Here is a 25,223-nt window from a genome sequence, read left to right as displayed (position 1 = left end):
ATCAAGCTCGGTTCGCACCCAGCTCGCGCTCGTAGCGCGCGAGCATCGCCTCGTCGAAGCAGGCGAACACGACTCGTTCGAGCGACGGATCGGCACTCAGCGCGTCGATCACGGTCCGCACCGCAATCTTCACGGCCTCATCGGGCGGAAAACGATAAACGCCGCAACTGATCGCCGGAAACGCAATGCTCTTCACGCCGGCCTCGCGCGCGCATTCGAGCGAGCGCCGGTAGCACGATGCAAGCAGCGACGCCTCGTCGCGCGCGCCGCCGTTCCAGACGGGCCCAACGGTATGAATCACGTGTTTCGCGGGAAGCCGGTAGCCGGCGGTGACCTTGGCGTCGCCAGTCGGGCAGCCGTGGAGCGTCTCGCATTCGCGCAGCAGGTCCGGCCCCGCCGCGCGATGGATCGCGCCGTCCACGCCGCCTCCGCCAAGCAGCGATGTGTTCGCGGCGTTCACGATGGCGTCGACGTGCAGCGTCGTGATGTCGACGACCTGCGCTTCGATGCAGCAATTTCCAATGGTGAGCATGACGGTCCTCCTTGCGATCCGGAGTTGGCGCCTTGGAGCCTACTCCGCCTTCGCGTCGCGCCTGAGCAGGGCGCTCACGGCATCGCGCGAAGCCACGCCATCGAACAGCACGGCGCATACCGCCTGGGTGATCGGCATTTCGATATTGTGCGCGCGCGCGATGGCGAGCACGGCGCGCGCGCAGCGCACGCCTTCGGCCACATGGCCGAGCGCACCGAGGATATCGTCGAGCGTGCGTCCGCTCGCAAGCTGCTTGCCCACGGTGCGGTTGCGCGAGAGGTCGCCCGTCGCGGTGAGGATGAGATCGCCCAGACCCGTGAGACCCGTGAAGGTTTCCGCGCGCCCGCCGAGCGTCACGCCAAGGCGCGTCATCTCCGCGAGGCCGCGCGTGATGAGCGCGGCGCGCGCGTTCAGGCCGAGGCCGAGGCCGTCGGAGATGCCGGTCGCGATCGCGAGCACGTTCTTGACCGCGCCGCCCACTTCCACGCCCACGACGTCGTCGCCGGTATAGATGCGCATCGCACGGTGATGGAAGGCGGCGAGCGTGCGCTCGCGGCAGTCGGCCGAAGCGCTCGCAATGGTGAGCGCTACGGGCAGCCCTTCGGCCACCTCGCGTGCGAAGCTCGGCCCCGAGAGCACGCCGTTGCTTTTATGCCCGGGCAACTCGGCCGCCACGACCTGATGCGGCATGCGCTGCGAGTCGGCCTCGAAGCCCTTGCAAAGCCACACGAAGTGCGCGGGCGTGCGATTCATGCCGCGCATGGTGCGCAGCATATCGCGCAGGCCTGCCACGGGCGTGCCGAGCACGACGAGATCCGCCTCGTCCGACGCATGGTCGAGCGCGACGGCAAGATCCGTTTCGTAGCGGAGTTTTTTCGGCAGCGAGACGCCCGCGAGATAGCGAGCGTTCTCGTGCGTCTGACGCATTGCGTTGACGAGCGCGGCATCGCGCGCCCACAACACCGTGTCATGCGCCTGGGCCAGGTGCCCTGCCAGCGCGGTGCCCCACGCTCCGGCGCCGAGAACGGCGACTTTCATTCCAGTACTCCGCACCGGTGGTTTCGTTTCAGCGCTCAATCAATGCGTGGCGTTGCTCGCGCCTTCCTGCTGCTGCGCGATTTGCTGCAGACGTTGCTCGTAGAGCGCCTGGAAGTTGATTTCGGCCAGGTGGATCGGCGGGAAGCCTGCGCGCGTGATGGCGTCCGCAATGTTCGAGCGCAGGTACGGGAACAGGATGGTCGGGCAGGCGATGCCGACGAGCGGGTCGACCTGTTCGGCCGGGATGTTGCGGATGTCGAAAATGCCCGCTTGCTTGGCTTCGATCAGGAACGCGACCTTGTCCTTGATCTTGGCGGTAACCGTGCCGGTCACGAGAATCTCGAACACCGATTCAGCGAGACGCTCGGCCTTCACGTCGACTTCCACTTCCACCGAAGGCATGTCCTGCTCGAGGAAGATGGCCGGCGAATTCGGCTGCTCGAGCGACAGGTCCTTGAGATAGATGCGCTGGATGTTGAAGAACGGCTGGTTGTTCTCGTCAGACATGGTGTTTGGCTTCCTGATTAAATTGAGTTGCAACCGCACAGTATCGTGCCGTCTCGCAATGTCGAGGCAACGCGGTGCAGCCGCAATGAGCAGCAACAGACGACAACGCGCCCGCGCAAGCCTTACCGGCTCGCGCGGGCGAAAAACTGCGGCGCGGTGACACGCCGTTTAAAACAGCGTCAGGCCGCGGCTTCGAGCAGCGGCATCAAGCCACCGGCACGATCGAGCGCGGAGAGGTCATCGTAGCCGCCCACGTGCGTCTCGCCGATGAAAACCTGCGGCACGGTCCGGCGACCGGTGCGCGTCATCATTTCCTCGCGACGCGCCGGGTCCCGGTCGATCAGCACCTTCTCGATATGGTCGACGCCGCGCGACTTTAAAAGACGCTCGGCCATCTGGCAATACGGGCACACCTGGGTGCTGTACATGACCACCTTGTTCACTTCGAAGCTCCTTGTTTCACGACCGGCATGCCGGCCTGCTGCCAGGCGTTGACGCCGCCGTCCAGCACGTGGACTTCGGCAAAACCGGCATCCTTCACGAGGCGCTGCGCCTTGTGCGACTGCTGGCCCGTCTGGCAGACCAGCAATACCGGGTTGCTCTTGTTCTTCACGAGCTGGCCAACCTTGGCCTGCAACTCGCCGAACTCCAGATGACGGGCGGCGGGCAGGTGGCCCTTCGCGAAGTCGGCCGCGGAACGCAGATCGATCACCACCGCGTTGCGGCGGTTGATGAGCTGCGTCGCCTCGGCAGCGGAAATGCCGCCGCGCCCGCCGCGCTTGAGCGTCGGCCACAGAAGCAACCCTCCCGAGATGAGGACGATCGCGATGAGTACAAGGTTGATGTAATTAGTAAAGAACGTCACGGATGATCCGCCGGGAAAAAGAGAAATCGGGAGGAAACTGATTCAGGCAATCCGCTCATTATAAAATAACCGTTTGTCGCAAGGTTGCCGCCCCCAAGCCCGGGTATGCAACCTGGTATGCGACCCACGGGGCCGGACCGCCATCGCGAGGCTGCCGCCTGATCTTCGCGCCACAGGATCTACCCAGACGCACCCGGCCCCGATTACCGCTTCCATCACTACCGACCGTCATCTTCATGTTCAAACTCGTACTCATCCGCCACGGCGAATCGACGTGGAACAAGGAAAACCGCTTCACCGGCTGGGTCGATGTCGACCTGACCGAACAGGGCAACCGCGAGGCCCAGCAGGCCGGCCAGTTGCTCAAGGAGTCAGGCTATTCGTTCGACATCGCCTACACGTCGGTGCTCAAGCGCGCGATCCGCACGCTCTGGCACGTGCAGGACCAGATGGACCAGATGTACCTGCCCGTGGTCCACTCGTGGCGCCTGAACGAGCGTCACTACGGTGCGCTTTCGGGCCTGAACAAGGCGGAAACGGCCGCGAAATACGGCGACGAGCAAGTGCTGGTCTGGCGCCGCAGCTACGACACGCCGCCGCCCGCGCTCGAGCCCACCGACTCGCGCACGGCCTACGACGATCCGCGCTATGCGAAGGTGCCGCGCGAAGCGCTGCCGCTCACCGAGTGCCTGAAGGACACGGTGGCGCGCGTGCTGCCGCTCTGGAACGAATCGATTGCGCCGGCCATCAAGGCAGGCAAGAAGGTCGTGATCGCCGCGCACGGCAACTCGATCCGCGCGCTCGTGAAGTATCTCGACGGCATCTCGGACTCGGACATCGTCGGCCTGAACATCCCGAACGGCGTGCCGCTCGTCTATGAACTGGACGAGAACCTCAAGCCCATCAAGCACTACTATCTGGGCGACGCCGAAGCCATCGCGCAGGCCGCGGCCGCCGTCGCGAGCCAGGGCAAGAAGGCGGGCTAAGCCTTTCCTCGTCCGTGTTGCATCAGAACCGCCGCCCCGCGCAGTCGCGTGGGGCCGGCGGTCCGCTCGCCGGGCCTCCGCAGCCACGCCACCACACCTCGATCGCGCTTCAAACGCGTAAATCCAAACGCGTAAATCCTTCCGCGCCTCCACCTTCGCTGACAAATCAGTCAACGCACGGTCAACTCGCTGCCAATTTGCGGCCAGCTCGCAGTCAGCTCACCGCCAGCCTGCAGCCCGCGCCCCGTCAGCTTCGCGCCAGCCCCATGCCCAGCAAGGCTTTGCGGCACGCAACGTGCGAACCCCGCCGGGTCCGGACTGTCGAACCCGCAACGTTCGTCCCTGCGCCGCACTTCGTTTCGCCTTCATGGGCACTTCGTCCATCAGGATCGATCGCGCCTTATACACAGAGCGGCCAAGTGTGCAGTTATACTTGTCCGTCGCTTTTCCATTAGACGCTGCCACGCGCCTTTCGACCGCACGCAACAATCTCTATGCGAAAGAACCTCAAAAACATCGGCCTGATCGCCGCTGGCCTCGCGACCGGCGTATTTGCCACTCTGCAGATTTCCGCCTCGGCGCAGCAAACCCAGCAAACCGTGATCGAGCCGCTGCCGCTCGACCAGCTCCGGCTCTTCGCCGAAGTGTTCGGTCAAATCAAGCATGAGTACGTCACGCCGGTCGACGACAAGAAACTCCTCACCGCCGCCATCAAGGGCATGGTGTCGAGCCTCGACCCGCACTCGTCGTATCTCGACAAGACTGACTATCAAGAGCTCCAGGAGCAAACCAAGGGCCGCTTCGCGGGCCTCGGCATCGAGATTTCGTCGGAAGACGGTCTGATCAAGGTGATCTCGCCGATCGAAGACACGCCCGCGTTTCGTGCCGGCATCCGTCCGGGCGACCTGATCACGCGCATCAACGACAAGCCCGTGCGCGGCATGACGCTCGACCAGGCCGTCAAGCAGATGCGCGGCGACCCGGGCACGAAGGTCACGCTCACGATCTTCCGCAAGACCGACGACCGCACCTTCCCGCTCACCATCACGCGCGCCATCATCAAGGTGCAGAGCGTGAAGTCGAAGATCGTGCAGCCGGGTTACGCCTATGTGCGCATCACGAGCTTCCAGGAGCGCACGGTCCCCGACCTCGCCGCGAAGCTGCAGGACATCGCGCGCCAGGAGCCGAATCTCAAGGGCCTCATTCTCGACCTGCGCAACAACGGCGGCGGCCTGTTGCAGAGCGCCGTGGGCGTGGCGGGCGCGTTCCTGCCGCCGGACTCGGTCGTGGTCTCCACGAACGGCCAGATCCCGGATTCCAAGCAGGTCTATCGCGACACCTATGAGAACTACCGTCTGCCTTCGTTCGACGGCGACCCGCTCAAGGGCGAAGCAGCCGAGTTCAAGACCGTGCCGATGATCGTGCTGACCAACGCCTATTCGGCGTCGGCATCGGAGATTGTGGCTGGCGCGCTGCAGGATCAGAAACGTGCGCTCATCATCGGCAAGACGACCTTCGGCAAGGGCTCGGTGCAAACCGTGCGTCCGATGACCGCCGACACGGCGCTGCGTCTGACCACGGCGTACTACTACACGCCGAGCGGCCGCTCGATCCAGAACAAGGGCATCCGTCCTGACATGCCGGTCGATCAATACGCCGACGGCGATCCGGACGACGCACTCGTCACCCGCGAGGTCGACTATCAGAACCACCTCGCGAACACGCAGGATCCGAACGAGAAGAAGGAGCAGGAAGCGCGCGAGCAGGAGCGCATGGACATGTTGCGCCAGCTCGAGGAGCAGAACGACAAGAAGACGCCGGAGCAGCGCCAGAAGGACCGCGAGCGCAAGCCCGTCGAGTTCGGCACGCCCGACGACTTCATGCTCCAGCAAGCGCTGAACAAGCTCCAGGGCAAGCCGGTGGCGGAATCGAAGTCGCCGATGGAGCGCCGCCTCGCGCAGCAGAAGCCGCCTACCTCGGCTTCCGCTCCGATCGCCGTGAAGCCGGCAGCCTCGGTGGTGCCGGGCGCTTCGGCACCCGCTCCGGCCTCGGCACCGGCGAAATAACACCGGAGTTCGGCAAGCGGCTTGCTCGCTGCTTGCCGGCTGCTCGTCGGCTGCTTGCTGACTGATTACCGGCTGCTTGCTGTCTTCCCGCCGTTAGCTGTTACCCGTCTCGCGGCGCACGCAACGTGGGCCGCGAGGACGAAGCTCCCCGCGCCAGTACAATAAGGCTTCCGTACTCACGGCGCGCGTCACGGCTCCCAGGCCCGTCGCAGCGCCCAAGCACCGTGCGCATTGCGATGAACGACGACCAACTCCTCCGCTATTCCCGCCATATCCTCGTCGACGAGATCGGCATCGAGGCGCAGCAGCGCTTTCTCGATGCGCACGCGCTCGTGATCGGCGCGGGCGGCCTCGGCTCGCCAGCGGCCATGTATCTCGCGGCCTCGGGCGTGGGCACGCTCACCCTCGTCGACAACGACACCGTCGACCTCACCAATCTGCAGCGGCAGATCATGCACGAGACGGCTTCGGTGGGCCACGCGAAGGTCGAGTCGGGTCGCGGCGCCATCGCGCGCCTGAATCCCGAGGTAAAGGTGAACGCCGTGCAGGCGCGCATCGACGACGCATGGCTCGACGCTCACGTGCCGGGCGCGACCGTGGTGCTCGACTGCACCGACAACTTCGCCACGCGCCACGCCATCAACCGCGCGTGCGTGAAGCATGGCGTGCCGCTCGTCTCCGGCGCGGCGCTGCGCTTCGACGGACAGATCAGCACGTTCGATTTCCGCGACGCGGCCTCGCCCTGCTACGCCTGCGTGTTCCCCGAGGATCAGCCCTTCGAGGAAGTGGCATGCTCGACGATGGGCGTGTTCGCGCCCACGGTGGGCATCATCGGCACGATGCAGGCCGCCGAGGCGCTGCGCGTGATCGGCGGCATCGGCACCACGCTCGTCGGGCGGTTGATGATGCTCGACTCGCTGCGCATGGAGTGGAACACGATGCGCGTGGCGCGCCAGCCCGATTGCTCGGTCTGCGGCGAGCGACACGGCTGAGCGCGCACAGCAGGCGCCAGGTGACAAATTGGCGGCCAGATAGCAAAAAGCCCCGCTGTGAATGAACGCAGCGGGGCTTTTTCATGTCGAGCGCTACGGGCCGCGTGCGCTCGGGGGTAGCGTTGCCGCTACGCGAGCGCGAGCCGCCCGAGCGCCGCCTCTAGCTCCTCGGGCTCATAGGCGGCCAGCACGTCGGCCACCGGCTTATCGAGCGTTTTGAGCTGCGAGCGCAGGATCTCCTGCTTCACCACAAGCAACTGGCTCGGATGCATCGAGAACTCGGTGAGCCCCATGCCGAGCAGCAAGCGCGTGAGTTGCGGATCCCCGGCCATCTCGCCGCACACCGAGACCGGCACGCCCACGCGCTTCGCCTCGCGCAGCGTATGCGCGATCAACTGCAGCACGGCCGGATGCAGCGGGTCGTAGAGATCGGCCACGGCGTTGTCGGCGCGGTCGATCGCGAGCGTGTACTGAATCAGGTCGTTGGTGCCGATCGAGAGGAAGTCGAGGCGCCGCAGGAACATCGGCACCGCGAGCGCCGCCGCCGGAATCTCGATCATCGCGCCCACCTGCACGTTCGGGTCGTAGGCGAGCCCCGCGTCGTCGAGCTGGCGCTTGGCCTCGCGGATCAGGTCGAGCGTCTGGTCGATCTGCTGCGCGTGCGCGAGCATCGGGATCAGGATCTTGACCGTGCCGAACGCCGAGGCACGCAGGATCGCGCGTAGCTGCGTGAGGAACATCTGCGGCTCGGAAAGACTCCAGCGGATCGCGCGCAGGCCGAGCGCCGGGTTCGCCGCGGTCTCGTAGCCGTCGCCGCCGCCAATCGAGTCGAGCGGCTTGTCCGCGCCCACGTCGATCGTGCGGATCGTCACGGGCAGCCCGTTCATCAGCTCGGCCGCGCGGCGATAGGCGATGAACTGCTCCTCCTCCTCCGGCAACCGGTCCTTGTGATTCATGAACAGGAACTCGGTGCGGAACAGGCCCACGCCCGTCGCACCCGAGTCGAGCGCGGCCTGGGCGTCCTCGGGCAGCTCGATGTTCGCGTAGAGCTGGATCTTCGCGCCGCACAAGGTTTGTGTGGGCGAAAACTTCAGACGCTGCAGCTTGCGCCGCTCGAGCGCCATCTCGCTCTGGCGATAGGTGTACTCCTCCAGCACGATCGGCGCGGGATCGACGATCACGACGCCGTGATCGCCGTCGACGATGATGAGGTCGTCCTGGCGAATCAGCGCGCTCGCCTGCTGCACGCCCACGGCGGCCGGAATGCCGAGACTGCGCGCGACGATCGCGGTGTGCGAGGTGCGCCCGCCCAGATCGGTGACGAAGCCCTGGAACGTCTGCCCTTTGAACTGCAGCATGTCGGCGGGCGCGATGTCGTGCGCAACCACGATCATCTCGTCGCAGCCGCCGTGCAGCGCGGCGGGCGAAGCGCCCGCGAGCGCCTTCAGGATGCGCTCGACCACCTGCTCGATGTCGGCCTTGCGCTCGCGCAAATATTCGTCTTCGACGTCGTCGAAGTGGCGCGTGAGCCGTTCGAGCTGCTCGGTGAGCGCCCACTCCACGTTGAAGCGCCGCGTGCGGATCAGGTCGATGGTCTCCTGAACCAGCATGACGTCTTGCAGGATCATGAGGTGCACATCGATGAAGGCGCCCATTTCGGTGGGCGCGTCGGCGGCGAGGTCGGCGCGCAGCGTGTCGAGCTCGCGCTCGACGAGCACGCGCGCGGCGCGAAAGCGCTCGATTTCGCCTTCGATCTGCGGCGGCTCGATCAGATAGTGGTCGACGTCGAGCGCAGCCGGAGCGATCAGGTACGCTCGCCCGATGGCAATACCGCGCGAAACGGGAATTCCATGCAGCGTGAACGGCACGCGCACCTCCTCTGGTTATGTGATGCCGCGGCAAACCGCTGCAATGCGCTCTCTCTGACCCCGGGTTTCATTATAAATTCCGCAGCGCGCCGATGTTGCCCAATGTCCCTTGCCATAAGGGATTGCGAGCTTTCGCACTGCTGCACTGCGGCTTACGCTTTGGCTCGGTGCCCAGCAACGAAAACGCCGCGGGCAAGCGCGGCGTCGTGGGGAGGTCGGGTGCGGCAGTCGATGCTGCGGCGGCCCTCAGGAATGGTCAGCAATCTTCACTCATTGCCAGTAACCACTGGCAATCCGCCGACAACCCAATGGCAACGCCCCGGCAGCCATCAGGCCGGCGGCAATTGCCGGGACCGCATCGCACGCCGATGCGCGAAATTCACTGGCCTTCGCCGAACTTGTCGGCGATAAGCTTGAGCATCGCGCCCATGGCGTCGGCCTCGTCCGGGCCTTCGGTTTCGATCACCACCGTGCTGCCGATGCCTGCCGCCAGCATCATCACGCCCATGATGCTCTTGGCGTTGATCCGGCGGCCATTGCGGCTCATCCAGATTTCCGACTGATAGTTGCCCGCCAGTTGCGTCAGCTTCGCCGACGCGCGCGCATGCAGGCCGAGTTTGTTCACGATGGTCGTTTCTTGTTGCAGCATAGTTCGTCGATCCAGGCGCAGTGTGTGTTGATGTAATGCTCGGTGATTGTGCGTCGTTCGCGCGGGACACGCGCTGTGTATCTACTGCGTGCCCGCTGTGTGTCGCTGTGTGTCGCTGTGTGTCGCTGTGTGTCGCTGTTCGCCGCTGTGGCCCATTCACGCTCGTGCGTCGATGGTGCGCATTGCGGTGCAAGAGCGCTGCGCGCTTGCGTGGGCTGCGCCCTCGCCGCGTGTATCCGGTTTGTCGAGTTGGCCCGCTCAGTGACTTGATCGGCTAGCTGATCGGCTGATCGGTTGCCCAATCAAGCCGCGCCGGCAGGCTTCAGAATCCCGGCAGGAAGGCCGCCCGCCGCTGTGGTGCTTGTTGCCTTGGCGCCATCCGTCCCGCATGCCGGGCCCGCCGCGCCAGCGGCGGCCTGGGCCGCTGCATCGGAGGCCGCCTCGGCGCACGGCGTGGGCGCGCAGCCGCATTCGTGCGCGGGCGCCGGCGCGCTCGGCCCGATCGCCTGAATGCCCTTGCTCGCGCCTGCGAGCGCCTTTTCCACCAGCACATCGAGCGACGTCGTGCGGTAGCATACGGCGCGCACGAGCATCGGCAGATTGACGCCCGCCAACACGCGCACCTGAGGCACGGTAGCGAGTCGGGCGGCGATATTCGAAGGCGTGGCGCCGAACATGTCGGTGAGTACGAGCGCGCCGTTTTCCTCGCGCAGACGCTCGATTTCGGCCGTCGCCTGGGCAACCACCTCGACGGGGTCGCTGTCGGGCAGCACGTCGAGCGCGCCAATGCGCGCCGGACAGCCGCCATAGATATGGGCGATGCACTCGCGCAACGCGGTAGCGAGCGGCGCGTGGGCGATGATCAGAATTCCTGCCATGTCAGCTGCAAATAACGGCTTCAGTTGATACCGAGACCTTCCCGGCCGGGATCCAATCCCGTCGATCGCATCCAGCAGCGCCGAACCTGCGGCCAGCCGTGAGCTAGCAGGGTCGGAACACGCGCCACGCGACAACTCCGGCGCGCCTCGCGGTGCGCCGGACAGCCAGCCCCGAACGCGGACTCGCGGCATTGTAGCAGGGTCATTTTCGCGCACACCAACCCGCTTTGCGCGCTGTTTTGCCCCCGGCGCCCCTGCTACATGCACGATACAGCGTGCCGGCGCTTCGGGCTCACAAGCAGAGCCGCCCGGCCCTTCTAACATGCCGGCGCCGCGGCGGGATTCAAGCCGCCGCGCGCTCCAGTGCATCGACGAACATCGCCGCCACGTCGAAACCGGTCTGCTCCATGATCTCGCGAAAGCACGTCGGGCTCGTCACGTTGACTTCGGTGAGCCAGTCGCCGATCGCATCCAACCCCACGAGCAGCAGGCCGCGTGCCGCGAGCGTCGGGCCGAGCGCCTTCGCGATCTCCATGTCGCGCGCGGTGAGCGGCTGCGCCACGCCCAGACCACCTGCCGCGAGGTTGCCGCGCACCTCGTTGCCCTGAGGAATGCGCGCCAGCGAATACGGCACCGGCTCGCCGCCAATCAGCAAAATGCGCTTGTCGCCCGCCTTGATCTCGGGGATGAACTTCTGCGCCATCACGCTGCGCGCGCCGTCATGGCTCAGCATCTCGATGATCGAACCGAGGTTCATGCCGTCCGCCTTCACGCGGAACACGCCCATGCCGCCCATGCCGTCGAGCGGCTTCAAGATCACGTCCTGGTGCTCTTCGTGGAACTTGCGCAGGCGCGCCGCGCTGCGCGTGACGAGCGTGGGCGCGACAAACTGCGGAAATTCGCCGATGGCGAGCTTTTCCGAGTGATCGCGAATCGACTGCGGCTTGTTGAAGATCTTCGCACCCGCGCGCTCGGCAATTTCGAGCAGCCACGTGGAGGTCACGTACTCCATGTCGAACGGCGGGTCCTTGCGCATGATGATTGCGTCAAAGCCCGTGAGCGCACGCGCGTCAGGCGTCGCCTTGAACCAGGTCTCACGATGCAGATCCGCCGTGTCGCCGACGATCTCGAAGCGCCGCACGTCGGCCTCGACCCCGCCGTTCACCCAGGCCAGATGCTGCGGCTCGCACGCGAAGAGCGTGTGGCCGCGCTTCGCGGCCTCGGCCATCATCGCGTAGGTCGAGTCCTTGTAGATCTTGAACCGCTCGAGCGGATCGGCGATGAAGAGAATGTCCATTTCGTTCCTGCCTCGTCTCTGCCTTGTGCCTGGCTTGTCCCTGCTTGATGCCCAGGTTGGCCTGGGTTGTGCCGGGTGTTATGACGGCAACGCCCGCTCGGGGCGGGCGCTGCGTTGAATTGTCTGCAAAACCGTGCGGGCGGTGCCTACACCTGGATTGCCTCGGGGTCGGTCTTCTCCAGCTCCACCGACGCCGCGAGCAAGCCGAGACGCGCCACCACGCCGTACATGTAGAAGCGGTTGGGCGGCGCCGCGCCCGGCTTCGCGCGCGTGTCGGGCAGCGCCGTGTGCTCGAAGCCGAGCGGCACATAGTGCATGCCCGGCGCGTTCAGGTTCTGGTCGCGCTCGCGGCTGCCGTGCGCGCGGTAGAAGCCGCCCACCACGTAGCGATCGATCATGTAGACGACCGGCTCGGCCACTTCGTCGCCGATGTGCTCGAACGTGTAGACGCCCTCCTGCACGATCACGTCGCGCACCTCCAGCCCGTCCTTCGTGGCCGACATCTTCGCACGTTCGCGCTTCGTGAGCGCGGCGACCTCGGAGGCGTCGTGCACCGTCATCACGCCGCGGCCGTCCGTGCCGGCATCGGATTTGATCACCACGTAGGGCTTTTCGGTGATGCCGTACTCGCGATACTTCTTCGCGATCTTCTTGAGCACCGCGTCGATGGACGCCGCCAGCTTCTCCTCGCCCGTGCGCGCCTCGAAGTCGACGCCTTCCACGTGCGCGAAGTACGGGTTGATCATCCACGGATCCACGCCCACCATCTTCGCGAACTTCTTCGCCACGTCGTCATAGCAGGAGAAGTGCGTGGACTTGCGGCGCACGGCCCAGCCCGCGTGCAGCGGCGGCAGCAAGTATTGCTCGTGCAGGTTCTCCAGCACCGGCGGAATGCCGCCCGAGAGATCGTTGTTCAGCAGGATCGAGCATGGATCGAAGTTCTTGAGACCGAGGCGCCGCTGCGAGCGCTCGAGCGGCTCGAGCACGATCTTCTGGCCGTCCGCGAGCGAGATCGTGACCGGCCCGGCAATGGTCTCGTCGAGCGTGCCGAAGCGCACGTTCAGACCGGCCTGGCGCATGATCGTGGCGAGGCGCGCAACGTTCTCCAGATAGAACGCGTTGCGCGTGTGCATCTCGGGAATCACGAGCAGGTTCTTGGCGTCCGGGCAGATCTTCTCGATGGCCGCCATGGCGGCCTGCACGGCGAGCGGCAGCACTTCCTGCGGCAGGCAGTTGAAGGCGCCGGGAAAGAGATTGGTGTCGACCGGCGCGAGCTTGAAGCCCGCGTTGCGCAGATCGACCGAACAGTAGAACGGCGGCGTGTGCTCCTGCCATTCGAGGCGGAACCAGCGCTCGATGGACGGCGTCGCGTCAAGGATGCGCTGCTCGAGCTCGAGTAGCGGACCGTTCAACGCCGTAACCAGATGCGGGACCATAGGGTAATACTCGCGGACAAAAGCTGATTGAGGGTAAGGAAACCGGGAGCTTATCTGGGGACGATTGCAGCGGTTGCAAGACGGCTTTTCCCTTACACGCCATAGGGTGACTCGGCGCCCCCATTCATCCACATCGAATACCCATTCTGGACCGCACGCGTGGTCGGGCGCAATGGAGACACACGAAAAGAAGGGACACTGGAGCCAACGCAGGCGAAACCAGGCTTATTCCTGCGCAAGCAGCAAGCCGCAAGCCAGCGCCTGAAAAAGAAAAAGGCCCGCCATAAAAGCGGGCCAAATTTGCTGCGTGGTGCATTACTGCTTCAATTGACTGCTTCAACCGGTCTGCCGCGCCGTGTGCGACGCGCGGCGAAACACCCTCCGCTTACTCCACACGCTCGCCGTGCAGCACCACGTCGAGGCCTTCGCGCTCTTGTTCCTCGCTCACGCGCAGGCCCATCACCATGTCGATCACCTTGAGCAAGACGAAGCTCACCACGCCGCTGTAGATGAGGGTCGTGAGCACGCCCTTGGCCTGGAGGAGAACGCTGCCGTCCGCGCCGCCGATGTCCTTCACCGCGAACACGCCGGTCAGGAGCGCACCGAGGATGCCGCCCACGCCGTGCACGCCGAACGCGTCGAGCGAATCGTCGTAGTTGAACTTGTGCTTGAGCCAGGTAGCCGACCAGAAGCAGACCACGCCCGCGACCACGCCGATCACCATCGAGCCCATCACGCCGACGTAGCCCGATGCCGGCGTCACGGCCACCAGCCCCGCCACGGCGCCCGACGCAATACCGAGCACCGAGGGCTTGCCCTTGGCGATCCACTCCGCGAACATCCAGCCGAGCGCCGCGCAGGCGGTCGCCACTTGCGTCGTGAGCATCGCGAAGCCGGCACGGCCGTCGGCGGCGACCGCCGAGCCCGCGTTGAAGCCGAACCAGCCCACCCACAGCATGGCCGCGCCGATCAGCGTGAGCACGAGGTTGTGCGGCGCCATGGCTTCGCGGCCATAGCCCACGCGCTTGCCGAGCACGATGCAGCATACGAGGCCCGCGACGCCGGCGTTGATGTGCACCACCGTGCCGCCCGCGAAGTCGAGGATGCCGTCCTTGGCGAGCCAGCCGGTCGGCTCCCACACCATGTGCGCGATCGGCGCATAGACAACGATCGACCAGATCGTCATGAATACGAGCATCGCCGAGAACTTCATGCGGTCGGCGAATGCGCCGGTGATGAGCGCCGGCGTGATGATCGCGAACGTCATTTGATAGACGAAGTACACCGTCTCGGGGATGGTCGGCGCGAGGTGGCTCACAGTGAGCGTCGTCGCCTTGTCGCCCTTGATGTAGTTCATGCCTTCAAGGAACACGCGCGAGAAGCCGCCAATGAACGAGCCGCCCGGCGTGAACGCGAGGGTGTAGCCCACCACGGTCCAGATCACCGTGACGAGGCAGGTAATCGCGAAGCTTTGCATGAGCGTCGCGAGCACGTTCTTCTTGCGGACCATGCCGCCGTAGAAGAGCGCGAGACCCGGAATCGTCATGAACAGCACGAGCGCGGTGGAGGTGAGCATCCACGCGGTGTCGCCCGAGTTGATCTTCGACGAGTCGACCGAGAACGGCGCGGTCGGGGCGGCGGGCGCGGCTTCAGCCGGAGCGCTTGCGGCCGCGGCGGGTGCGGAGGCGGTATCGGCAGCCGCGGGGGTGGCCGATGCGGCTGGGGCGGCCGATGCCGTGGCCTCGGGTGCGGGCGCGGCAGGCGCGGACGCAGCAGCCGGCGCGGACGCATCGTCGGCCAGCGCGGCGCCGATGCCACCGGCCAGCAGCGAGCCGGCCATCAGCAGGGACATCAAAAGTTTGCGCATCTCGGTTTCCTCTTGTCTCTCTCGTCTGTCACAAGGACTTCATTGGTCGGATCACAGTGCGTCCGCGCCGGTCTCGCCGGTGCGGATGCGAATGACTTGTTCGATGGGGGCGACGAAGATCTTGCCGTCGCCGATCTTGCCGGTGCGAGCGGCGCGTTCGATCGCCTCGATGGCCTGATCGACAATGTCGTCGGAGACGGCGGCTTCGATCTTGACCTTGGGCAGGAAGTCGACGACGTATTCCGCGCCCCGATACAGCTCGGTATGGCCCTTCTGACGGCCGAAGCCCTTGACTTCGGTGACCGTGATCCCCGAGACGCCAATGGCCGAGAGGGCCTCGCGCGCCTCGTCGAGCTTGAACGGCTTGATGATTGCTGTGATCAGTTTCATGTTGTCCTCGCTGCGGGTGCCCTGTGGTTGGTCCGCGGTTGCTCTTGATTGCTTTCGTCCCGTATTCAGTCTCGCAGTGGGCGCCGGCGGTGCGGCTTTCGCCTCGCTGGCGCACCGCGAGCCAGTCGCTGCTCGGTGTGCGATGCAGTATTAGCAACACTCGTGCCAATTTGTTCCGTCATCTTTTCTGACGGATCTCGGTGCACGAATCGCGTAACCCGTGGACAATGCCGGTCCACGCGCGCCAACCCGCGCCGAATGGGCCTGAGCGGCCTGCGCCAAGGTCCTGGCCGGACGGCCAGCGCTCACGCTGCGCGGTGGCGGCGCCTGTCGATCGTTGCTAGAGTGTTTTCAGGCAGGCCGGCGCGGCGCAAGCGCAGGTCGCGGGCCGCGTACGCGTCATGAGGCGCCGCCAGCGTATGGGCGACGCACCGTGCACCAGTTGCGCTCATGGGCGTCATGAGCCTCGCGGGTTTCGCACCAAGATCGATCACGATCCAAAGCGAGGCACAGTCGAAACGAAATCTGCACATTTTTTGTGCAGCGAATTTGGGTAGTAAGGGGAACCGAATGAAACAGCCAAACGACGTATTCAACGATCTGCAATCGAAGGTGAGTGAGCTCCTGAAGAACTCGCCGGCGCGCGATGTCGAGCGCAACGTGCGCGCCATGCTCTCGCAAGGCTTCTCGAAGCTCGATCTCGTCACGCGCGAGGAATTCGACGCGCAGACGCAGGTGCTGGTACGCACGCGCCAGCGCCTCGAGGAACTCGAGCGCCGCGTGGCCGAGCTCGAACAGAAGCAGCCGGTCACTGGCCAGTCATCCTGATTAATTCAATGCACCAGGGCCTGTTCGCGCTAATCGCTGACGAATCGATCATTAATCGATCGTTAATCGGAAACAGCGGGCCCTGAGGCAAGCGAGCCGTAACAGTTCCGCAATGGAACCGTAAAGGGGCACGCGCCTCACCAGCCTGGCGCATGAAGGGTGGTTCGCTGCATCCACTCGCGTTCACCATTCGTGTGCCCCTTTCCGGAGATCTCCATGTCGCTTGCCGTGGTGCGCAGCCGCGCGCCGGCTGCTGGCCGCGCGCCCGATGTGACCGTAGAAGTCCATCTCGCCAACGGGCTGCCGTCGTTCTCTATCGTCGGGCTGCCCGATCTCGAAGTCCGCGAAAGCCGCGAGCGCGTGCGGGCAGCGCTCTCGAACTGCGGCTTCGATTTTCCCGTGCGCCGTATCACCGTGAATCTCGCGCCCGCCGACTTGCCCAAGGAGTCGGGGCGCTTCGACTTGCCCATCGCGCTAGGCATTCTCGCAGCGAGCGGGCAAATTCCCGCTGCGGCGCTCACGCCCGCGCGCGAGTTCGCGGGCGAGCTCTCGCTCTCGGGCGCAGTGCGCCCCATGCGCGGCGCGTTCGCGATGGCGTGCGGCACGGCACGCGCGCATGCCGGCATCCCGCAGCCGCCTGAAACATACGACGCGGCGCCGACACACACGCACATCGGCACCCAGACGTGCACCGAGACGTGCGCGCACACCCCCGAGCTCTACCTGCCCGCGGACAACGCCGCCGAAGCCGCGCTCGTGCCCGGCGTGGATGTCTATGCCGTCCCCGACCTGCGCACGCTCTGCGCTCACCTCTCGGGCGCGGAAGACGCGTGCCTTGCGCCCGTGCGCGCCGGCGCGCTCGATGCGGCGCCAGCCGCGCCGCAGCCCGACATGGCCGACGTGATCGGTCAGCGCGGCGCGCGCCGCGCGCTCGAAGTCGCCGCAGCTGGTGGTCATCATTTGTTGATGGTCGGTCCGCCGGGCGCGGGCAAGTCGATGCTCGCCGCGCGCCTGCCCGGCCTCCTGCCACCGATGACCGACGCCGAGGCACTCGCCAGCGCCGCTCTGCTCTCGTCGAGCGCGCTGGGCTTTTCACCGCAGCAATGGCGTCGGCGGCCGTTTCGCGCACCGCATCATTCGTCCAGCGCGGCGGCGCTGATCGGCGGGCGCAATCCGCCTCAGCCCGGCGAGATCACACTCGCGCATTCAGGTGTCCTATTTCTGGACGAGCTGCCCGAGTTTGACCGCCATGTGCTGGAAACCTTGCGCGAGCCCCTCGAAGCGGGCTCCATCACCATCTCGCGCGCGGCGTGGCAGACCGACTTTCCGGCGGCCTGTCAGCTCGTCGCTGCCATGAATCCGTGCCCATGCGGCTGGCGCGGCGATACCTCGGGGCGGTGCCGCTGCACGCCCGAGGCCGCGGCGCGCTATCGCCGCAAGCTCTCCGGGCCGCTCCTCGACCGCATCGACATCCAGATCGAGATTCCCGCGCTGCCGCCAGCCGAACTCGCCTCGCGCGCGAGCGCGCCCGGTGAGCCCAGCGCAGCCGTGGCCGCTCGCGTGGCGGCGGCGCGCGAGCGCCAGATCGCCCGCCAAGGCAAGACCAACCGCGAACTGAGCGGGCGCGAGACCGACGCGGTCTGCCACCCCGACGCTGCGGGCGAAGCCTTGCTACGCGAGGCCGGCGAACGCTTCGGTTGGTCCGCGCGCGCGTACTACCGTGCGCTCAAGGTGGCGCGCACGATCGCGGACCTCGCTGGCGCGCCCATGCCCGAAGCGGCGCACGTCGCGGAAGCGGTGCAGTATCGGCGCGTGTTCAGCGATCAGTAGCGGCCAGTGAGCGGCCAGCGCCGAAACCCGAATTCCAACCTTCAGACGGATCAAAAAAAGGAAGTCAAGACTTGACTTATGCACACTTCGCCTTATTGACGGCAATTTCTTGCACGATTCGCATTTAGCTTTGACCCAAAACGCAAGTCGTTGATTTTTATCGAATTAACCTTTTATCAAGAAGTGCGCCAAACTAACAAAAAGCCCACAGCGTGGCCATTTGCGGGCAATGAACCGTCTTTTTCCACAAAGTTACCCACAGGACCTGTGGGTAACTCGTAAACCCTCAATGAAATCCGGGTATTAGCCCGTAAACCCAGGGCTGCACATTCACTTCCGCTCGCAACCGCCTGTCGTTCCGTAATCCTAAGCGGCGGTCAATGGAGCTTGAACGATTGGAAGAACTGATCGACCTGCTCGGTCGCCGGCTGCTCGCGCCCTATGATCGCCAATTGGTAAGCATGCGCTCCCTTGACGACGAGCCGCGCATGGATCGTGCGCTGCTCCTCCTTCCCACCCGCCTTGCCGGCGAGCGCCATGTCGACGCCCTCGACCGAGCCTCCCGTCTCGAGCGGCACCGCCACCGCATGCGCCTCGGGCGCCGCGCTCAGGTTGCGCGCGATCGCGGCGCGCAGGAACGCCAGCGCTTTTTGCTGCGTGGCTAGTTGCGCGTCGGGCAGGTCGAGCGTGCCGACCACGAACACCGCGCCGCTCACCTCGGCGGTCTGGACCCGCATGCGCATCGGCGTACCGTCCACGTCGATGCGGCGCTCGTCCGAGCCCGGCTTGGCCGGCATATCGACGCTATAGCCGCTCGCATCATTCGAGATCGTGCGCCAGTCGTAGGTGGGCGAGCAGGCGATGAGCGGCGCGAGCGAGCCCGCAAGCAGTGCCGCGGCTGCCGCGCGCGCGAGGCGCGTGCGCAAGCGCGACGGCAGAATCTGCGAAAGACGGGTGCGGGAAAGAACGTTGAAGACCATGGGACGCAAGCGTGGCGGCTGAAAAGTGTGAGGAAATGACTGCGCGGGACATTATCCTTTGCTTATGTCCGCCCGTGCCGCTGCAACCGCTATGCCGGGAAATTCGGCGCTACAATAGTTCGGCTCATTTTCGCGCCAAGAGGCGCCCGAGGCTTCACTCATGTCAGCATCCCCGACACCCCCGAAGGCGCGCTCCAGTGCGATCCGCAGTATCGGCGCCGTAGTCGTCGTCGCCGCATTGGCAATCGCCGGCTACTTCGCGTTCTTCGGCAGCCAGCAGCGCGTGCCCGACGCCACCTTCACGCTGCTCTCCGGCCAAAAGGTCTCGACCGCCGATCTCAAGGGCAAGGTCTATCTCGTCAACTTCTGGGCGACTAGTTGCACCACCTGCATGAAGGAAATGCCGCAGATGGTCCAGACCTATAACCGCTTCAAGGGCGAAGGCCTCGAATTCGTCGCCGTGGCGATGAACTACGACGCGCCCATGTACGTCGTCAATTACGCGCAAACGCGCCAGTTGCCGTTCAAGGTGGCGATGGACGACGGCTCGGCGGCCAGGCAGTTCGGCAACGTCCAGCTCACGCCCACCACCTTCGTGGTCGACCGCAACGGCAAGATTCTCAAGCGCTATGTGGGCGAGCCGAAGTTCGCCGAGCTCGACGCGCTGCTGCAAAAGGCGCTTGCGACCTGACGCGCTTCGCTCAGAACGCAGAAGCACGCAACACCAGGTAACACCAGACACAAACGGCAGCGGAACCCCGCTGCCGTTTTCATTTCCGCCGTGCTCGCTCGCCCCTCTCACCCGCGCACTTCGTTCTCCCCTCGCGCCACCAGCCCGTAGCGGCGCATCTTCTCGTAGAGCGTGGCCTTCGCCATCTGTAGCCGCTCGGCCGCCTGGGCGACCGCGCCGTGCGTCTGCTGGAGCGCATCGGCAATCAGCGCGCGCTCATACTGCTCGACGCGCTCCTTGAGCGGCAGCGCGTCGTCGGCGCCGCTCGCGGCCTGCGGCGCGACATCGTCGGGAATGCCAAGCACGTAGCGGTCCGCCGCGTTGCGCAGCTCACGCACGTTGCCCGGCCAGTCGCGCTGTGCAAGCCGCACGCGGTCGCGCTCGGTCAGCAGCGGCGCGGGGCGCTGATAACGCACCGCCGCGTCCAGCAGGAAGTGCTCGAAGAGCGGCACGATGTCTTCACGGCGCTCGGCGAGCGGCGGCAGCGCAATCGTCACCACGTTGAGGCGATACAGCAAGTCGCGCCGGAAGGTGCCCGCAGCCACGTGCTCCATCATGTCGCCCTTGGCCGCCGCGACCACGCGCAGGTCCACGCGCACGGGTTGATTCGAGCCGAGGCGCTCCAGCACGCCGTCCTGGAGCACACGCAGAAGCTTCACCTGGAGCGCGAGCGGCATGCTCTCGATCTCGTCGAGAAAGAGCGTGCCGCCCGCGGCGTGCTCGAGCTTGCCGATGCGCCGCTTGGCCGCGCCCGTGAACGCGCCAGGCTCGTAGCCGAACATCTCCGATTCGAACATCGGCTCGGGCAGCGCGCCGCAGTTCACGGCCACGAACGGCTTGTCGCGACGCGGCGAAAGTTCGTGCAGGCTGCGCGCGATCAGCTCCTTGCCGGCGCCGGTGTCGCCATTGATGAGCACGGCAGCATCCGTGGGCGCGACGTTCGCGATCAGCTTGCGCACCTGCTCGATCGCCGGGCTCTTGCCGATGATGCGCGGCGCGAGCGTGTTCTGCCCCGCCAGCTCGCGGCGCAGCGCGACGTTTTCGAGCATCAGCGTGCGGCGCTCGAGCGCGCGCCGTACCGTCTCGATCAAGCGCTCGGAGGCGAACGGCTTTTCGATGAAGTCATAGGCGCCGTCGCGCATCGCCTGCACGGCCATCGAGATGTCGCCGTGGCCCGTGACGAGAATCACCGGCACGTCGGGCGCGCGCTCGTGGCACTGCGCGAGCAGATCGAGCCCGCTCATGCCGGGCAGGCGAATGTCGCTTACCACGACGCCGGCGAATTCGGCATCCACGAGCGGCAGCGCGGCCTCGGCGTTCGCGAAACCGGTGGCGTCGAAGCCCGCGAGCTGCAGGCTCTGCACGCCGGCGCGCCGCACCAGTTCGTCGTCCTCCACATAGAGCACCCGGCCGGGCATCGAGCTGACCATGTTGGTTCGTCTTCCTGAGTTCAGTGGCGCACGCCGTTCGCGGGCGCCGCCGGGTTGCGCTTCGTGCTTTCCTTCGTCGTTCCCGCCATGTTCGCATCGGCGGGCGGCGGCGCGCTTTCGTTCGCGGCCGCGAGCGCCGCATTCACTCGCGTGCGGCGCAGCGTCAGCACGAAGCAGGCGCCGCCATCCACGGCATTGTGCGCCGCGAGCGCGCCGCCGCAATCGCGCGCGATCGACGAGGAGATCGCAAGCCCCAGGCCCAGACCCTGCCCCATCTCCTTCGTCGTGAAGAACGGCTCGAACAGGCGCGGCATGACATCGGCGGGAATACCGGGCCCGCTATCGCATACGGCGATCTCGATGGTCGCGGGCTGCGCGCGCACGTCGATCGCGATGCGCGGCGCGCTCGTGCCAGCCACCGCGTCGAGCGCATTGCCGATCAGGTTGATGAGCACCTGTTCGAGCCGCAGGTCGTCGCACTGCGCGACCAGCCCGGGATACTCGGCATGCAGGTCGAGCGGCACGCTCGCGGCGTCGCCGTCGGTGACGGTGAGCGCCACGCTCACGCCTTCGAGACGCTTGCCGAGCAGCCCAAGCGCGTTGCGCAGCGCGCGCCCCACCGGCGAGCGCTGGCTCTTCGGCTTGGCGCGCCCCACGAAGAGCTTGAGCTGATTCACGATCTTGCCCATGCGCTCGGTGAGCGAGCCGATCGCCTCCAGATTCTCGTGCGCCACGTCGTACTGGCCGCGCTCCAGAAACACGCGGGTATTGTCGGAGAAGCTGCGCAGCGCCGCGAGCGGTTGATTGAGCTCGTGCGTGATGCCGGCCGCCATCTGCCCGAGCGCGGCGAGCTTGCTCGCCTGAATCAGCTCGTCCTGGGTCGCGCGCAGCTCCGCTTCGGTGCGCGTGCGCTCGGCCACTTCGCGCTGCAAGCGCTCGTTGGCCTGCGAGAGATCGGCGGTGCGCTCGGCCACGCGGTCGTTGAGCATCGCGTAGGCCTTTTGCAGCATTGCGCGGCTGCGCAGCACTTCTCGCACGCGCGCGCGGCGCATGCGCCAGTAGAACGCCAGCAGGCACAGCGAGACATAACCGAAGCCCGTCATGATCGTGGCGTTGCGCGCCGCGTCCAGCACCGGATCGATCGGCGACATGGTCACCAGATGCCAGTCGGGCCCGCCGAGCGCGCGGCGCGTCTCCAGATAGCGCGGCGCGCGCAGGCCGCTGCCGATGCGCACGATATCGGCGCCGCCCTCCAGCACGCGCTCCACGCTCACGGGCAGCGGTGCGATGTCCTGGCGCGCGTACTGCCGCGTCTCGTCGATCGATGCCACCACGTCAGCGGGCAGCGGGCGCACCGTGCGGTACTTCCATGCGCTCACCGAGGAGAGAAAGATCACGCCGTGATCGTCGGTGACCAGCAACGGCTCGGAGGCGTCCGAGCCCGGAAACCATTCGAGATTGAGCTTGACCACCGCTACGCCGACGATTTTGCCGTTGCGCCGCACCGGCTGCGAAATGTAGTAGCCCGGGTCGTGCGAGATCGTGCCGATGCCGAAGAAGCGCCCTACCGCTCCCTTCGCCGCCTCGATGAAGTACGGCCGGAACTGGTAGCCCACGCCCACGAAACTATCCGGCCCGCGCCAGTTGCTTGCGGCGATGCACAGGCCATCCGCGCGGATGATGTAAGTGGTGGTGGCGCGCGCGTGGCGGTTCACGTCCTCGAGATAGCGGTTCGCCTGCGCCACCCACTCGGGTTTCGGATCGGCGAGCACGTCCTGCACGAGCGGATGCGCGCCCACCAGATAGGGCAGCGATTCATAGCGCTCGAGCGTGCTCTTGAGCGCGGCGGTCGTGCGGTCGTTGCGCACGGCGGCATTGCGGCGCAGCGCGTCGACGCCGGTCTGCCAGGCGAGCGACCACGCAAGCGTGCAGACCGCCGCGAGCCCGACGGCGAGCGCGAACAATAGAAGGAGGCGGCGCGTCACGAATGAAGCTTCCGGATGATCGTGCGGGGATAGCTGGAATTGTGGCACACGCTTACCGCGCGAGGCGGCCCACGGTGAGAAACGGCAAGCGCCGGGGGAAACAGGAGGGGCAGGCGGGCGGATCGCCACAGGGTGGGCGGGAAAAGCGGCGGGCGCCGCGAAAACCGATACGACGGATCTTGCGAACGGCGGCGGCTCGGCTCGGCGCGGCGGCCCGCGCCGCCCGGACGCCGCGCCGCCGCATCGAGTTGGTCCATCGCGTTGGTCATCGAATTGGCCCGTCGGCAAAGACAGGCCAACGAGCCAACTACGAGCCAACCGACGTGCTCACACGCCCGCGCTCTCCTTCACATCTTCCGCCTGGCCCGAAAGCACAGCGCGCATCTTGTTGCGGTCGAGCTCCTTCTCCCATGCAGAGACCACGACCGTTGCCACGCCGTTGCCGACGATGTTGGTGAGCGCACGGCACTCGCTCATGAAGCGGTCGATGCCGAGAATCAGCACCATGCCCGAAAGCGGAATCGTGGGCACCACGGCCAGCGTGGCCGCGAGCGTGATGAAGCCCGCGCCGGTCACGCCGCTCGCGCCCTTCGAGGTGAGCATGGTGACGGCGAGCAGCGTGAGCTGCTGCGTCCACGTGAGGTCGGTGTTGGTCGCCTGGGCGATGAAGAGCACCGCCATCGTCATATAGATGTTGGTGCCGTCGAGGTTGAACGAGTAGCCGGTCGGCACCACGAGGCCCACGACCGAGCGCGAGCAGCCCAGGCGCTCGAGCTTTTGCATCAGTTGCGGCAGCGCCGACTCCGATGAGCTCGTGCCCAGCACGATCAGCAGCTCTTCCTTGATGTAGGAAACGAAGCGGATGATCGAGAAGCCCGTGAAGCGCGCGATCGTGCCCAGCACCACCAGCACGAACACCACTGACGTGAGATAGAACGTGCCGATCAGCTTGAGCATCGGGATGAGTGAGCCCACGCCGTACTTGCCGATGGTGAACGCCATCGCGCCGAACGCGCCGATGGGGGCAAGCTTCGTGACGATCTTGACGACGCCGAACAGCACGCCCGAGACGCCCTCGATGAGATCGGTGACCACGCGGCCACGCTCGCCCAGATGCGTGAGCACCGCGCCAAAGAGCAGCGCGATCAGCAGGATCTGCAGGATCTCGCCTTGTGCGAATGCCGAGAACATCGTGTCCGGAATGATGTGCATCAGGAAGTCGACCGTGCTCTGGCCGTGCGCCTTCGCCGCGTAACTCGCCACGGCCTTGCCGTCGAGCGTGTTGACGTCGACGTTGAAGCCCGCGCCCGGCTTGAGCACGTGCGTGGCAAGCAGGCCGAGCAGCAGCGCGAAGGTCGAGACGATCTCGAAGTAGAGCAGCGCCTTGCCGCCCACGCGGCCCACCTTCTTCATGTCCTCCATGCCGGCGATACCGGTCACGACGGTACAGAAGATGATCGGCCCGATCACCATCTTGATGAGCTTGATAAAGGCGTCGCCGAGCGGCTTCATGTCGATGCCGAGGGCCGGCGAGTAGTGGCCGAGGATCACGCCGATGATGATCGCCACGATCACCTGGACATAAAGGATTTTGTGCAGAGGTTTCTTCACGATTGAATCCCGCAAATAGGTTAAGCCGATGGCCGCGCTTTTTCGAGCGCATTGCCGCGACAGGTCGAAACGGGGGGATCAGCGAAACCGGACGTAGGGATCGGACATCGGCTGTCTCCTTGATGTTTTTTTGTCGCGGCCTGGGTAGCCGCGCGATCTATTTAGCAAGGTTGATGCCAGCGACGCGGAGCACCGTCAGCCTTGATCGACAAGGCCTTTGCGTCGCGAAAGTGCAGGAGGAATCTGGATTTCCAGAAACGAGACCGGGCAGCGTCCGGGTTTCCGGAATGAGATGGGAAATGGGGACTGGAGGGTCCCTGACTGGGCGCGGCGGACGATCGGGATAGGGGCAGGCCTCGCGGCCCGACCCCTCCCACACCACCGTGCGTACGGGTCCGTACACGGCGGTTCGGATCGGTTGATCGACTACCGGCTAACCGAGGGGAGACCGAGAGAAC

Annotated in this window: 22 protein-coding genes; 6 read left to right on the top strand and 16 right to left on the bottom strand. The window is 65.7% G+C overall.

Annotation, left to right across the window (positions count from 1 at the left end; translation table 11 throughout):
• Position 1: 1 nt before the first annotated feature.
• The 5 genes from L5014_RS28050 to L5014_RS28030 form a co-directional block, all read right to left on the bottom strand.
• A complete protein-coding gene (locus L5014_RS28050) occupies positions 2-532 on the bottom strand; it encodes an O-acetyl-ADP-ribose deacetylase (protein ID WP_238467061.1) in 531 nt (176 codons plus the stop codon).
• A gap of 39 nt (positions 533-571) precedes the next feature.
• Positions 572-1,570: an NAD(P)H-dependent glycerol-3-phosphate dehydrogenase gene (locus L5014_RS28045; RefSeq protein WP_238467060.1), complete on the bottom strand. Its 999-nt coding sequence runs from the start codon at positions 1,568-1,570 to the stop codon at positions 572-574.
• A gap of 39 nt (positions 1,571-1,609) precedes the next feature.
• Positions 1,610-2,077, bottom strand: a complete 468-nt coding sequence (gene secB / locus L5014_RS28040) for a protein-export chaperone SecB (protein ID WP_238467059.1) — start codon at positions 2,075-2,077, stop codon at positions 1,610-1,612.
• A gap of 179 nt (positions 2,078-2,256) precedes the next feature.
• Positions 2,257-2,520 (bottom strand): glutaredoxin 3, encoded by a 264-nt coding sequence (gene grxC, locus L5014_RS28035; protein WP_238467058.1) that lies wholly within the window; start codon positions 2,518-2,520, stop codon positions 2,257-2,259.
• Positions 2,517-2,942, bottom strand: a complete 426-nt coding sequence (locus tag L5014_RS28030; protein WP_238467057.1) for a rhodanese-like domain-containing protein — start codon at positions 2,940-2,942, stop codon at positions 2,517-2,519. Before L5014_RS28030 ends, grxC begins: the two co-directional genes overlap by 4 nt.
• A 236-nt stretch (positions 2,943-3,178) precedes the next feature.
• Between L5014_RS28030 and gpmA the strand changes: the two genes are divergently transcribed.
• From gpmA to L5014_RS28015, 3 genes are all read left to right on the top strand, one after another.
• Entirely contained in the window at positions 3,179-3,928 is a 750-nt protein-coding gene (gpmA, locus tag L5014_RS28025) for a 2,3-diphosphoglycerate-dependent phosphoglycerate mutase (protein WP_238467056.1), read from the top strand.
• A 494-nt stretch (positions 3,929-4,422) separates the two neighbouring features.
• A complete protein-coding gene (locus L5014_RS28020) occupies positions 4,423-5,994 on the top strand; it encodes a S41 family peptidase (protein WP_238467055.1) in 1,572 nt (523 codons plus the stop codon).
• 236 nt (positions 5,995-6,230) lie between these two features.
• Positions 6,231-6,986, top strand: a complete 756-nt coding sequence (locus tag L5014_RS28015; protein WP_238467054.1) for a HesA/MoeB/ThiF family protein — start codon at positions 6,231-6,233, stop codon at positions 6,984-6,986.
• A gap of 128 nt (positions 6,987-7,114) precedes the next feature.
• Here the strand turns inward: L5014_RS28015 and ptsP are convergent, their stop codons facing one another.
• The 7 genes from ptsP to L5014_RS27980 form a co-directional block, all read right to left on the bottom strand.
• Entirely contained in the window at positions 7,115-8,854 is a 1,740-nt protein-coding gene (ptsP, locus tag L5014_RS28010) for a phosphoenolpyruvate--protein phosphotransferase (RefSeq protein WP_238467053.1), read from the bottom strand.
• Positions 8,855-9,233: 379 nt separating this feature from the next.
• Positions 9,234-9,503, bottom strand: coding sequence for an HPr family phosphocarrier protein (locus L5014_RS28005; RefSeq protein WP_238467052.1), 270 nt, complete (start codon positions 9,501-9,503; stop codon positions 9,234-9,236).
• Positions 9,504-9,805: 302 nt separating this feature from the next.
• On the bottom strand, positions 9,806-10,381 hold the full coding sequence (locus L5014_RS28000; RefSeq protein ID WP_238467051.1) for a PTS sugar transporter subunit IIA: 576 nt from the start codon (positions 10,379-10,381) through the stop codon (positions 9,806-9,808).
• Positions 10,382-10,724: 343 nt separating this feature from the next.
• Entirely contained in the window at positions 10,725-11,678 is a 954-nt protein-coding gene (gshB, locus tag L5014_RS27995) for a glutathione synthase (protein ID WP_238467050.1), read from the bottom strand.
• Between the two features lie 146 nt (positions 11,679-11,824).
• Entirely contained in the window at positions 11,825-13,114 is a 1,290-nt protein-coding gene (gene gshA, locus L5014_RS27990; protein ID WP_035523703.1) for a glutamate--cysteine ligase, read from the bottom strand.
• A 385-nt stretch (positions 13,115-13,499) separates the two neighbouring features.
• Positions 13,500-14,981: an ammonium transporter gene (locus L5014_RS27985; protein ID WP_238467049.1), complete on the bottom strand. Its 1,482-nt coding sequence runs from the start codon at positions 14,979-14,981 to the stop codon at positions 13,500-13,502.
• 51 nt (positions 14,982-15,032) lie between these two features.
• Positions 15,033-15,371: a P-II family nitrogen regulator gene (locus tag L5014_RS27980; RefSeq protein ID WP_238467048.1), complete on the bottom strand. Its 339-nt coding sequence runs from the start codon at positions 15,369-15,371 to the stop codon at positions 15,033-15,035.
• A gap of 570 nt (positions 15,372-15,941) precedes the next feature.
• Between L5014_RS27980 and L5014_RS27975 the strand changes: the two genes are divergently transcribed.
• Positions 15,942-16,199: an accessory factor UbiK family protein gene (locus L5014_RS27975; protein WP_238467047.1), complete on the top strand. Its 258-nt coding sequence runs from the start codon at positions 15,942-15,944 to the stop codon at positions 16,197-16,199.
• Positions 16,200-16,415: 216 nt separating this feature from the next.
• Complete coding sequence (locus L5014_RS27970; protein ID WP_238467046.1) at positions 16,416-18,029, top strand: YifB family Mg chelatase-like AAA ATPase; 1,614 nt, start codon at positions 16,416-16,418, stop codon at positions 18,027-18,029.
• 377 nt (positions 18,030-18,406) lie between these two features.
• Here the strand turns inward: L5014_RS27970 and L5014_RS27965 are convergent, their stop codons facing one another.
• Positions 18,407-19,009, bottom strand: a complete 603-nt coding sequence (locus L5014_RS27965) for a hypothetical protein (RefSeq protein ID WP_238467045.1) — start codon at positions 19,007-19,009, stop codon at positions 18,407-18,409.
• A 160-nt stretch (positions 19,010-19,169) separates the two neighbouring features.
• Between L5014_RS27965 and L5014_RS27960 the strand changes: the two genes are divergently transcribed.
• Positions 19,170-19,700: a TlpA disulfide reductase family protein gene (locus tag L5014_RS27960; RefSeq protein WP_238467044.1), complete on the top strand. Its 531-nt coding sequence runs from the start codon at positions 19,170-19,172 to the stop codon at positions 19,698-19,700.
• Positions 19,701-19,807: 107 nt separating this feature from the next.
• Here L5014_RS27960 and L5014_RS27955 read toward each other — a convergent pair whose 3' ends face one another.
• The 3 genes from L5014_RS27955 to L5014_RS27945 form a co-directional block, all read right to left on the bottom strand.
• Positions 19,808-21,169 (bottom strand): sigma-54-dependent transcriptional regulator, encoded by a 1,362-nt coding sequence (locus L5014_RS27955; RefSeq protein WP_238467043.1) that lies wholly within the window; start codon positions 21,167-21,169, stop codon positions 19,808-19,810.
• 20 nt (positions 21,170-21,189) lie between these two features.
• On the bottom strand, positions 21,190-23,277 hold the full coding sequence (locus L5014_RS27950; protein ID WP_420800155.1) for a sensor histidine kinase: 2,088 nt from the start codon (positions 23,275-23,277) through the stop codon (positions 21,190-21,192).
• A 204-nt stretch (positions 23,278-23,481) separates the two neighbouring features.
• On the bottom strand, positions 23,482-24,768 hold the full coding sequence (locus tag L5014_RS27945; RefSeq protein WP_238467115.1) for a dicarboxylate/amino acid:cation symporter: 1,287 nt from the start codon (positions 24,766-24,768) through the stop codon (positions 23,482-23,484).
• Between the last annotated feature and the right edge of the window lie 455 nt (positions 24,769-25,223).

Source organism: Paraburkholderia tagetis (assembly GCF_022213065.1).
Taxonomy (GTDB): Bacteria; Pseudomonadota; Gammaproteobacteria; order Burkholderiales; family Burkholderiaceae; genus Paraburkholderia; species Paraburkholderia tagetis.
This window is presented reverse-complemented; position numbering and strand designations above follow the sequence as displayed.